Annotated in this window: 10 protein-coding genes; 8 read left to right on the top strand and 2 right to left on the bottom strand. The window is 50.9% G+C overall.

Features of this window, described 5'->3' with window-relative positions:
• The first annotated feature begins 13 nt into the window (after nt 1-13).
• From SPK40_RS12370 to sucD, 5 genes are all read left to right on the top strand, one after another.
• Nucleotides 14-727 carry a succinate dehydrogenase iron-sulfur subunit gene (locus tag SPK40_RS12370; RefSeq protein WP_248143821.1) on the top strand — a complete coding sequence of 238 codons (714 nt, stop codon included), beginning with the start codon at nt 14-16 and terminating at the stop codon, nt 725-727.
• A gap of 99 nt (nt 728-826) precedes the next feature.
• Nucleotides 827-3,640: a 2-oxoglutarate dehydrogenase E1 component gene (gene sucA / locus SPK40_RS12365; RefSeq protein ID WP_330960656.1), complete on the top strand. Its 2,814-nt coding sequence runs from the start codon at nt 827-829 to the stop codon at nt 3,638-3,640.
• A gap of 32 nt (nt 3,641-3,672) precedes the next feature.
• Complete coding sequence (gene odhB / locus SPK40_RS12360) at nt 3,673-4,887, top strand: 2-oxoglutarate dehydrogenase complex dihydrolipoyllysine-residue succinyltransferase (protein ID WP_248143823.1); 1,215 nt, start codon at nt 3,673-3,675, stop codon at nt 4,885-4,887.
• Nucleotides 4,888-5,015: 128 nt separating this feature from the next.
• Nucleotides 5,016-6,182 carry an ADP-forming succinate--CoA ligase subunit beta gene (gene sucC, locus SPK40_RS12355; protein WP_248143824.1) on the top strand — a complete coding sequence of 389 codons (1,167 nt, stop codon included), beginning with the start codon at nt 5,016-5,018 and terminating at the stop codon, nt 6,180-6,182.
• 2 nt (nt 6,183-6,184) lie between these two features.
• Nucleotides 6,185-7,057 (top strand): succinate--CoA ligase subunit alpha, encoded by an 873-nt coding sequence (sucD, locus tag SPK40_RS12350; protein WP_248143825.1) that lies wholly within the window; start codon nt 6,185-6,187, stop codon nt 7,055-7,057.
• Nucleotides 7,058-7,193: 136 nt separating this feature from the next.
• Here the strand turns inward: sucD and SPK40_RS12345 are convergent, their stop codons facing one another.
• Both SPK40_RS12345 and SPK40_RS12340 read right to left on the bottom strand, forming a co-directional pair.
• Entirely contained in the window at nt 7,194-7,742 is a 549-nt protein-coding gene (locus SPK40_RS12345; protein ID WP_248143826.1) for a hypothetical protein, read from the bottom strand.
• A 189-nt stretch (nt 7,743-7,931) separates the two neighbouring features.
• A complete protein-coding gene (locus tag SPK40_RS12340; protein ID WP_330960833.1) occupies nt 7,932-8,924 on the bottom strand; it encodes a 2-hydroxyacid dehydrogenase in 993 nt (330 codons plus the stop codon).
• A 177-nt stretch (nt 8,925-9,101) separates the two neighbouring features.
• Between SPK40_RS12340 and SPK40_RS12335 the strand changes: the two genes are divergently transcribed.
• The 3 genes from SPK40_RS12335 (at nt 9,102) to SPK40_RS12325 (ending at nt 13,637) form a co-directional block, all read left to right on the top strand.
• The gene (locus tag SPK40_RS12335; RefSeq protein ID WP_330960655.1) at nt 9,102-10,421 is read left to right on the top strand and encodes a DUF945 family protein; all 1,320 of its coding nucleotides are present in this window, start codon (nt 9,102-9,104) and stop codon (nt 10,419-10,421) included.
• A gap of 150 nt (nt 10,422-10,571) precedes the next feature.
• Entirely contained in the window at nt 10,572-10,988 is a 417-nt protein-coding gene (locus SPK40_RS12330) for a CBS domain-containing protein (RefSeq protein ID WP_248143828.1), read from the top strand.
• Nucleotides 10,989-11,159: 171 nt separating this feature from the next.
• On the top strand, nt 11,160-13,637 hold the full coding sequence (locus tag SPK40_RS12325) for a zinc/cadmium/mercury/lead-transporting ATPase (RefSeq protein ID WP_330960654.1): 2,478 nt from the start codon (nt 11,160-11,162) through the stop codon (nt 13,635-13,637).
• Nucleotides 13,638-13,728: the final 91 nt, after the last annotated feature.

Below are 13,728 nucleotides of genomic sequence, written 5' to 3'. Positions count from 1 at the left end.
GGAGGTAAACAACATGAAACTGAATTTCTCTATTTACCGTTATAACCCTGACGTAGATAACGCGCCACACATGAAAGGGTACACGCTGGAAGTGCCTGAAGGTTCCGACATGATGGTACTGGATGCGCTGATTCTGCTGAAAGAGCAGGATCCGACACTGGCATTCCGCCGTTCTTGCCGTGAAGGTGTTTGTGGTTCTGACGGTATCAATATGAACGGTAAGAACGGACTGGCTTGTATCACGCCGTTGTCAGCACTGACAGACAAGAAAACAATTGTCATTCGTCCGCTGCCGGGTCTGCCTGTCATTCGTGACCTGATCATTGATATGGACCAGTTCTATACCAACTATGCCAAGGTGAAGCCGTTCCTGATTAATGAAAGCGAGCATCCGCCAGCACGGGAAAACCTGCAATCGCCGGAAGAACGTGCGCATCTGGATGGTCTGTATGAGTGCATCATGTGTGCTTGCTGCTCGACATCGTGCCCGTCTTTCTGGTGGAACCCGGATAAATTCATCGGTCCGGCTGGTCTTCTGGCAGCTTACCGCTGGCTGATTGACAGCCGTGATACGGCGACTGAAGAGCGTTTGTCTGATCTGGATGACGCATTCAGTGTATTCCGTTGTCACAGCATCATGAACTGTGTCAGCGTTTGTCCGAAAGGACTTAATCCGACGAAAGCGATTGGTAACATCCGTTCGATGCTGCTGAAGCGCGCGGTGTAATTCAAAAGAATTATCGATATGCCAGCTGAGTTTCAGCTGGCTTTTCAGCCCGGTGAACGACCGGTGCAAGTGGCGATAACAAGTGGTTAAGGGAAAACAATGCAGAACGGCGTTATGAAGGCTTGGCTCGAGTCTTCACATCTGGCTGGCGCCAACGCAACTTATGTAGAAGACCTCTACGAGTTGTATCTAAGCGACCCAGAATTAGTTGACGAAGAATGGCGTCACGTTTTTAGTGAATTGCCTGTTGTGAATGGTGTTGCCGTCGAGCAGCCGCATTCACGTGTTCGTGATTACTTCCGGCGTTTAGCGAAAGAAACGACCTTTTTAAGTGCTAGCGTCAGCGATCCTGATGTTGATGCCAAACAGGTGAAGGTATTGCAGTTGATTAACGCATACCGTTTCCGTGGCCATCAGCATGCAAACCTGGACCCGCTGGGATTATGGCAACAGGAACGAGTTCCGGACCTGGATCCTGCTTTCCATAACCTCACAGCGGAAGATTTTGATCAAAGCTTCAATGTCGGTTCGTTTGCCGTAGGCAAAGAGACAATGAAGCTTTCTGAGATCTATGAGGCGCTGAAAAAAACCTACTGTGGTTCGATTGGTGCTGAGTATATGCACATTACCGACACGGAAGAAAAACGCTGGATTCAGCAGCGTCTGGAATCTGTGATTGGTCAAGGCACTTTCACTCAGGAAGAGAAATTAACGTTCCTGGACGAACTGACTGCCGCTGAAGGTCTTGAGCGTTATCTGGGTGCGAAATTCCCGGGTGCCAAACGTTTCTCGCTGGAAGGTGGTGACGCGCTGATCCCGATGATGAAAGAACTGATCCGCAGTGCTGGTAACAGTGGTGTGCGTGAAGTTGTCATCGGAATGGCCCACCGTGGTCGTCTGAACATGCTGGTGAACGTTCTGGGTAAAAAGCCACAGGATCTGTTTGATGAGTTCGCGGGCAAACACGGTGAGTCCTGGGGGACCGGTGATGTGAAATATCACCAGGGTTTCTCTGCAGACTTTGCAACACCAGGCGGTGATGTACACCTGGCTCTGGCCTTTAACCCTTCTCACCTGGAAATCGTCAACCCTGTGGTTGTTGGTTCTGTGCGTGCCCGTCAGGACCGCCTGGGAGACAGAGACGGTTCTATGGTTCTGCCAATCACCATTCATGGTGACTCTGCGATCGCGGGACAGGGTGTGGTTGCTGAGACGTTCAACATGTCTCAATCACGCGGCTACCGTGTTGGCGGTACGGTCCGCATTGTGGTGAATAACCAGATTGGTTTCACAACCTCAAATCCTCATGACACCCGCTCAACTCAGTACTGTACTGATATCGCGAAGATGGTTCAGTCACCAATCTTCCACGTCAATGCAGACGATCCGGAAGCTGTTGCATTTGTGACCCGTCTGGCGCTGGATTTCCGGAATGAATTCAAGCGTGATGTTGTAATTGATCTGGTCTGTTACCGCCGTCATGGCCACAACGAAGCGGATGAGCCGAACGCGACCCAGCCGCTGATGTACCAGAAGATCAAAAAACACCCGACACCACGTAAGATCTATGCTGATGCACTGGTTGATGAAACGTGTATCAAAGCAGAAACTGCAACTGCACTGGTGAATGAATACCGTGATGCACTGGATCGCGGTGAATGTGTGGTGAAAGAATGGCGTCCGATGACGCTGCACTCTGTCGACTGGTCTCCATATCTGGGTCATGACTGGACGAAAGAGTGGGCAAATAAAGTCGGCAGCCAGCGTCTGCATGAACTGGGTCAGCGTATTTGCCAGTACCCTGAAAGCCATAAACTGCATAGTCGTGTACAGAAACTGTACAACGATCGCCAGTCAATGGTTGCCGGCGAGAAAGACGTCGACTGGGGTATGGCTGAGACTCTGGCCTACGCAACACTGGTTGATGAAGGCCACCGCATCCGTATTACGGGTCAGGATTCTGGCCGAGGTACCTTCTTCCACCGTCATGCGGTTCTGCATAACCAAACGGATGCCAGTACTTACATGCCGCTGGCGAACATCCATGACAAACAAGGCCCGTTCCAGGTTTTCGACTCCGTCCTGTCGGAAGAAGCTGTACTGGCCTTTGAATATGGTTACGCAACGGCTGAGCCTGGCGGTCTGACAATCTGGGAAGCACAGTTTGGTGATTTCGCCAATGGTGCGCAGGTTGTGATTGACCAGTTCATCAGTTCCGGTGAGCAGAAGTGGGGCCGTATGTGCGGTCTGACCATGTTGCTGCCTCATGGTTATGAGGGACAGGGTCCAGAGCACTCCTCTGCACGTCTGGAACGTTATCTGCAGCTTTGTGCTGAGCAGAACATGCAGGTCGTGATTCCTTCCACACCAGCGCAGGTTTATCACATGATCCGCCGTCAGGTACTTCGCCCGATGCGTCGTCCGCTGATTGTGATGTCTCCGAAGTCGCTGCTGCGTCATCCGCTGTGTACATCCACCATGGATGACTTGTCTGAAGGTAATTTCCAGCCGGCGATTGGCGAGATTGATGCGTTGGATCCGAAACAAGTAAAACGTGTTGTCCTGTGCTCAGGCAAGGTGTATTACGATCTGCTGGAACAACGTCGTAAGCGCGAGCAGACGGATGTTGCCATTATCCGAATTGAGCAACTGTACCCATTCCCGAAAGAGGATGTGGAAGCTGCTCTGGCTGATTATCAGCATGTGACTGACTTCGCATGGTGTCAGGAAGAGCCGCAAAACCAGGGTGCCTGGTACAGCAGCCAGCATAACTTCCGTGCCGCTCTGCCTGCAGGTGCGCAATTAGAGTATGCCGGCCGTCCAGCGTCAGCTTCACCTGCCGTTGGTTATATGTCAGTACACTTGAAACAACAGAAAGCGTTGATTGACGACGCTCTGAACACAGAACAATAAGCCCAGAGCTGGAACAAAAAGGACAAACTGAGATGACAATCGAAATTCTGGTTCCTGATTTACCTGAATCAGTAGCAGACGCAACCGTAGCAACCTGGCACAAGAAGCCTGGTGATGCAGTCAGCCGTGACGAAGTTCTGGTCGATATCGAAACTGACAAAGTCGTACTGGAAGTGCCAGCGCCTGAAGATGGCATCCTGGAAGCGATTTTTGAAGAAGAAGGTACTACGGTACTGACCAAGCAGCTGCTGGGTAAAATCAAAGCCGGTGCTGTTGCCGGTGAACCGACGAAAGATGTACCGGCCAGTGCTGAAGCTTCTCCGACCAAACGTACAACCGCGTCGCTGACAGAAGAAACCAATGATGCCCTGAGCCCAGCGGTTCGCCGCCTGATCAGTGAGCATGGTATTGATGCTTCTGCAGTGAAAGGTACTGGCGTGGGTGGCCGAATTACCCGTGAAGATGTTGAAGCTTTTGTGAAAGGCGGAAAATCTGCATCAGCGGCTGCACCAGCTGCTGAAGCGAAGGTTGAGGCACCATTGGCCCATCGCAGCGAAAAACGTGTTCCGATGACTCGTCTGCGTAAGCGTATCGCCGAGCGTCTGCTGGAAGCGAAAAACAGCACAGCGATGCTGACAACGTTCAACGAAGTCAACATGAAACCAATCATGGATCTGCGTAAGCAGTACAAAGACATCTTCGAAGAGCGCCACGGTATTCGTCTGGGCTTCATGTCTTTCTACGTGAAAGCTGTCGTTGAAGCGCTGAAGCGTTTCCCTGAAGTGAATGCGTCGATTGATGGTGATGATGTTGTTTACCACAACTTCTTCGATGTCAGCATTGCAGTATCGACACCACGTGGTCTGGTTACTCCGGTTCTGCGTGATTGTGACAAGCTGAGCCTGGCTGAAATCGAGAAGGGCATCCGTGAACTGGCGATCAAAGGCCGTGACGGTAAGCTGACTGTTGATGAGCTGACCGGCGGTAACTTCACCATCACAAACGGTGGTGTATTCGGTTCTCTGATGTCTACACCAATCATCAACCCGCCACAGGCTGCAATTCTGGGTATGCATAAGATCCAGGATCGTCCAATGGCGGTAAACGGTCAGGTTGAAATCCTGCCGATGATGTATCTGGCCCTGTCTTATGACCACCGTCTGATTGATGGTAAAGAGTCTGTAGGCTACCTGGTGACCATTAAAGAGCTTCTGGAAGACCCAACACGTCTGCTTCTGGACGTGTAATTACTGTGCTTGACTCCGCCATCCGCATGGGTGGCTGAGTCAAGCCAGAATGACTGAAGAAGAAATGCCCAAGAGCATTTCAATGGATATAACACGTCCCACAGGGATTAGAGAACGGATAGAACATAATGAATCTGCACGAATATCAGGCAAAACAACTGTTTGCTGAGTATGGCCTGCCAGTTCCTGAAGGCTATGCATGTGATACCCCACAAGAAGCTGCTGAAGCAGCAGGTAAAATCAACGGCAACAAATGGGTTGTCAAATGTCAGGTTCACGCTGGCGGCCGTGGTAAAGCGGGCGGCGTAGAACTGCACGACACCAAAGACGGTGTTAAAGAATTTGCTCAAAAGTGGCTGGGTAAAAACCTGGTGACTTATCAGACAGATGCGAATGGTCAGCCTGTCACTAAGATTCTGGTTGAAGAAGCGTCGAACATTGCCAATGAACTGTACCTGGGTGCAGTAGTCGACCGTGCAACCCGCCGTATCGTTTTCATGGCATCCACTGAAGGTGGTGTTGAAATCGAGAAAGTTGCGGAAGAAACACCGGAACTGATTCATAAAGCTGCCATCGATCCGCTGGTTGGCCCGCAGGCTTACCAAGGCCGTGAACTGGCATTTAAACTGGGCCTGAAAGGCGACCAGATTAAGCAGTTTGTCAAAATCTTCATGGGTCTGGGCGAAATGTTCGTTCAGTACGATCTGGCCCTGCTGGAAATCAACCCGCTGGTCATCACTGGCGAAGGTAACCTGCTGTGTCTGGACGGTAAAATCAACATCGATTCCAACGCACTGTACCGTCAGCCAAAACTGCGTGAAATGCATGATCCTTCTCAGGAAGATGCCCGTGAAGCCCACGCTGCACAATGGGAACTGAATTACGTCGCTCTCGACGGTAATGTTGGTTGTATGGTGAATGGCGCAGGTCTGGCCATGGGTACCATGGACATCGTGAACCTGCACGGCGGTAAACCAGCAAACTTCCTGGATGTTGGTGGCGGTGCAACCAAAGAACGTGTCGCAGAAGCATTCAAGATCATCCTGTCTGACGACAACGTCAAAGCTGTTCTGGTGAACATCTTCGGCGGTATCGTACGTTGCGACATGATCGCAGAAGGTATCATCGGCGCTGTGAAAGAAGTCGGTGTGACCGTGCCGGTCGTTGTTCGTCTTGAAGGTACTAACGCTGACCTGGGTCGCGAAGTACTGGCTAAGTCTGGTCTGGATATCATTGCTGCTGAGTCGCTTACGGATGCAGCTCAGAAAGTTGTTGCTGCTGCGGAGGGCAAATAAGAATGTCTGTATTAATTAACAAAGACACCAAAGTAATCTGTCAGGGTTTCACTGGCGGTCAGGGTACTTTCCACTCTGAGCAGGCAATTGCATACGGAACGCAGATGGTTGGCGGTGTATCTCCGGGCAAAGGCGGTACAACTCACCTGGGTCTGCCAGTATTTAATACAGTTCGTGAAGCCGTTGAAGCTACAGGTGCAACGGCATCTGTGATTTATGTACCGGCACCTTTCTGTAAAGATGCAATTCTGGAAGCGATCGATGCAGGTATTCAGCTGATCGTGACGATCACTGAAGGTATCCCTACAACTGATATGATCGACGTGAAAGTGAAGCTGGAAGAAACTGGCGTTCGCATGATCGGTCCAAACTGTCCGGGTGTGATCACGCCTGATGAATGTAAGATCGGTATCATGCCGGGTCACATTCACAAGAAAGGTAAAGTAGGTATCGTTTCCCGTTCAGGGACGCTGACTTATGAAGCCGTGAAACAAACCACTGACGAAGGTTTCGGCCAGTCAACTTGTGTTGGTATCGGTGGTGACCCAATCCCAGGTTCAAACTTCATTGATATCCTGAAACTGTTCCAGGAAGATCCTGAGACAGAAGCGATCGTGATGATTGGTGAAATCGGCGGTACTGCTGAAGAAGAAGCAGCAGCATTCATCAAAGAGAACGTGACCAAACCAGTTGTCTCTTACATTGCGGGTGTCACTGCGCCTCCAGGTAAACGTATGGGTCATGCGGGTGCCATCATCTCTGGCGGTAAGGGTACAGCAGACGAGAAATTTGCTGCATTGGAATCCGCGGGTGTGAAGACTGTGAAGAGTCTGGCCGAGATTGGTAAAGCACTGCGTGAAGTCACTGGCTGGTAATCAGCGTGTCCTTACGAAAGATGAAACCCGCCAAATGGCGGGTTTCTTTTTGTCTGCGGCTCAGGAAGTCGCTTGCTTTAAAACAAAAGACTCAGCCATTGGCTGAGTCTTTTTGAAAAAGAGGTGACAGTGTTTCTTAGTATTTGAAGCGAGTGGTCAGCATGATCTGATCGCCGTAGACATCGTTGATACGGCCTTCTGCACCAACAGAGAACAGTTCGGTCGCATGGAAACGTCCATAGATGGAACCAAATGTCTCTTCAATTTTGTGGACGTTGATGTGACCAACTTTCGCACCGACTTCAAGCTGCGGACCTAACCATTGACGTACGCCCAGGTTTACTTCCATACCTGTTTTACCAACGGTCTCGTCAAAGCGGTCACGGTTCTTGATGTTGCGCGCTTTCAATTCACCGGTCAGATCTGCCCAGTTGTTGATAGGAGCATGGAAGCCGACGCCCAAGGCGATATCCCAGTCGTTTTCGAACTCAGAATCTACGTGGCCAGTTAAATGAGCATTCGGATGGATAGACTTGCTGAAGCCTGCACCATAGGTCAGCGGGCTCATACCAATGCGCACTTCAGTATAGTCATAGCTGAAGTTGCTCATTGTATTTGCCGGATTTGCTTGTGCTGCAGAAATGCATGACAACATCAGTGCAGCAGCGGTTAACGTTTTACGCATGAATCTTGTTCCAAAGGACAAAAATGAATTGGATTATTTTAATCAACTCGTCCCTGCAATAACAGGTTGGCAAGGGCATAACTGCTGTATTCCAGGGACAATAGAGCAAAAATGTAGCAAAAATCACATATTTGTGATCGTTGACAAACTTTTCAAAAACGGAATCACCTGCACAGATGCAGGATTTTTTTATTGTACAAGTTCGTTGCCCGACTGTTCTCCATCTGCAAAACGACCGAGATTCGTGAGCGTCGTATCGGCAATATTCGCCAGTGCTTCTTCGGTCAGGAAGGCCTGGTGTCCGGTGAACAGAACGTTGTGGCATGAGGACAGGCGACGGAAAACATCATCCTGAATCACGTCATTGGATTTATCTTCGAAGAACAGATCTTTTTCGTTTTCGTAAACATCCACACCCAGAGCGCCGATTTTCTGGCTCTTCAGAGCTTCAATCGCATCTTTGGAGTTGATCAGTTCGCCGCGGCTGGTGTTGATGAGCATGACACCATCTTTCATTTTGCCGAACGAATCAGCATTCAGCATATGATAGTTTTCTTTGCTCATCGGGCAATGAAGGGTAATGACATCTGCTTTGCTGTAAATGTCTTCAAGCGTGGTATAGGTTGCGCCCAGTTTTAAAGCTTCCGGATTCTCGAATGGATCGTAGGCCAGAAGGTTCATCCCCAGTCCTTTCAGGATATGCATGGTGGCGATACCAATCCGGCCGGTACCGATGACACCAACGGTTTTACCGTAGAAATTGAAACCGGTCAGGCCATCCAGCGAGAAATTTGCATCCCGGGTGCGCTGGTAAGCACGGTGAATTTTCCGGTTCAGGCTCAGCATCAGGCCGATAGTGTGTTCTGCAATGGCCTGAGGCGAATAGGCCGGTACACGCACAACCTGAACACCATACATTCGGGCTGCATCTAAATCGACTTTATCAAATCCGGCGCAGCGCATGGCAATGATACGCACACCCAGCAGAGACAACGCTTCAATCACAGGTTTACTCAAATCGTCGTTCACAAAAGCACAGACGGCATCGTAGCCGTGGGCCAGTTTAACCGTTTGAAGATTCAGCTGAATGTCAAAGAAGTCGAGGTCCAGGTTAAATTGCTGGTTACTTTTATTGAATGAAATCTGGTCGTACTTTTTTGCACTGAACACGGCGACTTTCATCATGGTCTCCCGGAGAAGTAAAATTGTGATCCAACCGCAACTTTCCCACAGTCAATGGCGTAAGACAAGCAGAATAGTCGTGTCGTTAGGGCGATAAAAGTCCTTGATCCATAGAGCAAAGATAGGGTTTGTAATACACTCTTTGCATTCAACCCGAAATAATCATTGGAAACAGATATGTTAGGAAAAGTTGGTGCGGTTGCCGGTGCGGTGGCTGTCGCATTGTGCTGGCCATTAGCCGTCGGTCAGATTGGTGAACGTATTTATCAGGACACAGTCGGAGATTACGACAGTCCTTATGTTGAAGTGACAACGGAAAGCTACGATCGCGGTTATCTGAGTTCGCATGCCATTTCTAAAATTGCGCTCAAATCCAGTTGGAAAGATCTGTTTGAAGAGCAGGGCTGGCCAACTGAATGGCACATTGCCCATGACATCCGGCATGGTTTGTTTGGTCTGTCGTCTGACAGTACGCTGGTCGTTGATGACGCCGTGGCGCCTCAGGTGACAGCCTGGTGGGGAAGTGATGCAGTACCGCTGACACTCAAGACAACCACATTACTGACCCGAAAAACGGACCTCAGTTTAACGCTGAATCCTTTCGTCTATCAGGATGAGGAAGGCAATACCTTCAAGTCTGAGCCCTGGACTTTCACCGGAGAAGTCTCTGCTGACGGTAACGGTCATTTCAGCTATGCACTGAAAGATGCGCAATTGAAAACAATCACCGATGAAAGCATGCATGTGTCTGGCCTGCAGGGCGGCGGTCAAGGCCGATGGGATGGTGGTTTCTGGATTGGTGATCAGCACCTACAGCTGGATAAGCTGCGGTTTACGAATCACCTGACCGAACAGTCTGTTGACCTGGACACCATCAAAGTGTCTTCGGTCAATACATTGATGCAAGGTGAGCAAGCGGCCGAAGAGAAGGCAACCACCAATACGACACTGAATAACCGAAACCAGCTGAGTGTGTCTTCTCTGCTCAGTCTGGACGGAAAGCAGTACCAGAATTTCAATGTGGATTTGCTGCTGGCGGATCTGAATTATGACGCAGTGACTCGCCTGAGTGTCATGGGTGAAGATCTGGACGGGGAGCTCACGCAGGAGCAAGCTCAGGATGTCATATTGGCGCTGGATTTACTGATTGCCAAAGGGTTGACGGTGAATCTGAAGGACATCAGCATTGAGGCACCGGAAGGGCTGGTTGCCGGGCATGTCCGGCTAACCGTACAGCCCGGGTTAGCGAGAGCTTCTCAAAATCTGTCGCAAATTTCTTCAAAACTGGAGGGTGAATTCTATTTGGAATTTCCGTCTGTGTTGTTGAATACCGTTGAAGGCATGGAAGCGCAAACTGAACGACTGGTGCAGAGTGGTGTGCTCACCCTGAAAGAAGACAGAGCTTATCTGTCGCTCAAACTGGAAGGTGACAAGGTAATTCTGGGGAATGGTGACCAGTTGCCATTGACCATGTTCATGAGCCTGCTTCTTTCTTAAGACCGATTCATCGGCAACAGCAATGCATAAAATAGAATGTTTCGATTTAGACATTTTGCTGAGATCGACGACACTTAAGTTATCGGCGCAGGGATAAGAAGTAAGTGAACGTCCTGCCTGCGAGTCTAAGAAAATCATTCAGGGGGATGCATGGAGTCTATCAAAGTCAGAGATTACATGAATACACGGCCAGTCACTTTCGAAGCTGGTATGTCACTGTCTAAAGCTTTGGACAAAATGCTGACATCCAAGCAGATTGGCGGGCCCGTGATTGATGAATATCGAAGAGTCGTGGGCTTTGTGTCAGAACAGGATTTTATTCAGAAACTGTTGAAGGTCGGTTACCACTGTCAGGATACTCATACCGTTGGTGATGTCATGCGAACGGAGGTACTGACGGTCACTCCGGACACCAGCATCATCGAGCTGGCGGACACCATGTCCGGTCAGAAACCGAAGCTTTACCCAGTCGTTGAGGGTGGGCGTCTGGTTGGTATTATTACCCGTCGGGATGTGCTGTCAGCGATTAGTGATCAAATCAGTGACTGTTTCAAGCATCCGGTTTAAGAACTGACAGTTTACACATGAACAAGGCGCCTCCGGGCGCTTTTTGTGTCTTCGGCCGGAAATAGCCGTGCACATAACTTCAGAGATAAAACAGACTTGACCTTGGAGTCGCCTCCAAGGTTTATAGTGAAGGTAACACAAGCCAGCATTGAGTCTTTGAAGGAGAAAAGCATGTGTCATCAATGTAATAACAAAAAAATGCATGTTCACAGCGTCAAACCTGCAGGCAACAATACCAGTGTCCGCATTGAACAGGGGACGGCCTCAGCATCAGCAGTCTCAAGCAGCACCTCAATGTCTGCCGGGACGGGCGACTGTTGCGGCGGAGCCTGTGGCTCAGGTGATGCTGAGGACAGTGACCCCGCCAGAGGCCCCGGTCAGCATCAGCCTGTTCGAGTGACTGAACCGAAAGTTTCGTCACTGTCTAGAATCAACCATCTCAAACCCGCCCGTTTAGCACCAGACTCAGCTATTTTGAGTCCGGACCTTCGCTTCGAACGTATTACGGATGACGCTGCCGAGTCATCAGCCTTTGATGACATCCCATCAGGCTCAGATCTGCAATTGAGCTGGCAAATTCAGGGCATGGACTGTCCGAGCTGTGCCGGGAAACTTGAAAAAGCCGTTCGGTCGGTCGAAGGTGTCAAACATGTCTCTGTTGCTTTCGCGACGGAAAAACTGCTTGTGTCAGGGGCATCTGCCAGCCTGATGGCGGATGTTGAAGCGGTAGCAAAAGCCACCGGATTTCCTTTGTTGCGGCCGCAGGAGAAAGAGGCTGAATCGGGAAGTATTCTGAAAACATACGGTATGTTGATTCTGACGGCGGTACTGGTTGTTCTTTCCTATCTGATTTCGACGCAGTCTGAGTTGTTCGGCCTGGCGGCATTTACGGCCACTACCCTGGTGGGATTAGCGCCGATATTGCGTAAAGCCTTTCAACTGGCAAAAAATGGTTCTCCTTTCTCAATTGAAACTCTGATGAGTGTGGCAGCTGTCGGTGCGCTGTATCTCGGGGAAACGGCTGAAGCGGCAATGGTGTTGCTCTTGTTCCTGCTGGGTGAGCAGTTGGAAGGTTATGCGGCCTCCCGCGCTCGCAGTGGTGTGAAGGCACTGATGGCACTGGTGCCGGAAACCGCAAAACGGGTCAATGCTGACGGCACAATTCAGGACGTCGCGGCAGATCAGCTGCAGCCGGGTGACGTGATAGAAGTTGCGCCTGGCGCAAGATTACCTGCTGATACGGTCTTGATGGATCAGGCGGCCAGTTTTGATGAGAGTGCGATGACCGGAGAATCCGTACCGGTGGAGCGTTTTTCAGGAGAAACCGTGCTGGCGGGTTCCTTGTCGGTGGAGCATCTGGTTCGCCTGAAAGTTGTCTCTGAACCGGGTGAGAACGCCATCGACCGTATATTGCATCTGATTGAAAATGCAGAAGCCAGTAAAGCACCGATCGAACGCTTTATTGACCGTTTCAGCCGCTGGTATACGCCGGCGATGATTGCGCTGGCAACCCTGATAGTGCTGATCCCGACACTGTTCCTGGGACAGTCCTGGGATGAATGGCTGTATAAAGGCCTGACTTTATTGTTGATTGCCTGCCCTTGTGCACTGGTGATCTCCACACCGGCTGCAATTACGTCGGGGCTTGCCGCAGCGGCACGACGCGGTGCTTTAATCAAAGGCGGGGCAGCTCTGGAGCAGTTAGGGCAGGCTCAGGTGGTGGCATTTGATAAAACCGGTACCCTGACTCAGGGCAGACCTCAGGTCACTGATATCCTTGCCTGGCAAGGAGAAACCTCTGATGTGCTGGCGCAGGCGGCAGCCGTGGAAACGGGGTCTTTGCACCCGCTCGCGAATGCTGTGATCGAGAAAGCACAGCAAAGTGATGTGCCTGTGATTGCCGCAGAAAATCGCAAGGCACTGCCGGGTAGAGGTATTCAGGGGATTGTGAACGGCCACACCATTCAGCTGCTGGCACCGGATCGTCTGGATGATGACATCATGTTATCCCAGTCACATCTCGACGATATCGCGCGACTTGGTGATGAAGGGAAAACGCTGGTGGTTGTACTGCGCGATCAGGTGCCTGTCGGACTGATTTCCTGGCGGGATAATCTGCGAGAGGATGCCATGGATGCCGTGAAGCAGCTGGCCGCGATGGGCGTGAAGTCCTTGATGCTGACCGGGGACAACATGCGTGCCGCCCGGGCGATTGCCGCTGAAGTGGGGGTGGATTTCAGAGCCGGGCTCATGCCGGAAGATAAAGTCAGAGAAGTGGCGGAGTGGAGTCACCATCAGCGGGTGGCAATGGTGGGCGACGGCATTAATGATGCCCCAGCCATGAAGATGGCACATGTCGGCGTCGCCATGGGCAGCGGTACGGATGTTGCTTTGGAAACCGCAGATGCAGCGCTGACGCATAACCGCCTGAGTGAACTGCCCGAGATGATCAGTCTGTCCCGTAAAACACTGGCCAATATTCGCCAGAATATTACGCTGGCCCTGGGGCTGAAGCTGATCTTCCTCGTGACGACCTTGTTCGGCTGGACCGGCCTTTGGCTGGCTGTACTGGCAGACAGCGGGGCAACCGCGTTAGTGACGGTGAATGCGCTGCGGCTGTTAAGGTTTAAGCCGGCCCCGAAAGAATGAGTATTCACGATCGCTCCCAGGCGTGATGGCTGAATTCAGCCTGCTCAATGGAACCAACCAGCTGTCCGGAGTGCGGCTCTCCGGACAGCTG

This window comes from Photobacterium sp. 53610, assembly GCF_036409375.1.
Taxonomy (GTDB): domain Bacteria; phylum Pseudomonadota; class Gammaproteobacteria; order Enterobacterales; family Vibrionaceae; genus Photobacterium.
Note: the sequence above shows the minus strand (reverse complement) of the source record. Positions and strands in the feature narration are given on the sequence as shown.

Bases quoted from the DNA above. Each gene is read 5' to 3' on its own strand.
- SPK40_RS12325 (WP_330960654.1), top strand. From the start codon at position 11,160: ATGTGTCATCAATGTAATAACAAAAAAATGCATGTTCACAGCGTCAAA.
- SPK40_RS12330 (WP_248143828.1), top strand. From the start codon at position 10,572: ATGGAGTCTATCAAAGTCAGAGATTACATGAATACACGGCCAGTCACT.
- SPK40_RS12370 (WP_248143821.1), top strand. From the start codon at position 14: ATGAAACTGAATTTCTCTATTTACCGTTATAACCCTGACGTAGATAAC.
- SPK40_RS12335 (WP_330960655.1), top strand. From the start codon at position 9,102: ATGTTAGGAAAAGTTGGTGCGGTTGCCGGTGCGGTGGCTGTCGCATTG.
- SPK40_RS12340 (WP_330960833.1), bottom strand. From the start codon at position 8,924: ATGAAAGTCGCCGTGTTCAGTGCAAAAAAGTACGACCAGATTTCATTC.
- SPK40_RS12345 (WP_248143826.1), bottom strand. From the start codon at position 7,742: ATGCGTAAAACGTTAACCGCTGCTGCACTGATGTTGTCATGCATTTCT.
- odhB (WP_248143823.1), top strand. From the start codon at position 3,673: ATGACAATCGAAATTCTGGTTCCTGATTTACCTGAATCAGTAGCAGAC.
- sucA (WP_330960656.1), top strand. From the start codon at position 827: ATGCAGAACGGCGTTATGAAGGCTTGGCTCGAGTCTTCACATCTGGCT.
- sucC (WP_248143824.1), top strand. From the start codon at position 5,016: ATGAATCTGCACGAATATCAGGCAAAACAACTGTTTGCTGAGTATGGC.
- sucD (WP_248143825.1), top strand. From the start codon at position 6,185: ATGTCTGTATTAATTAACAAAGACACCAAAGTAATCTGTCAGGGTTTC.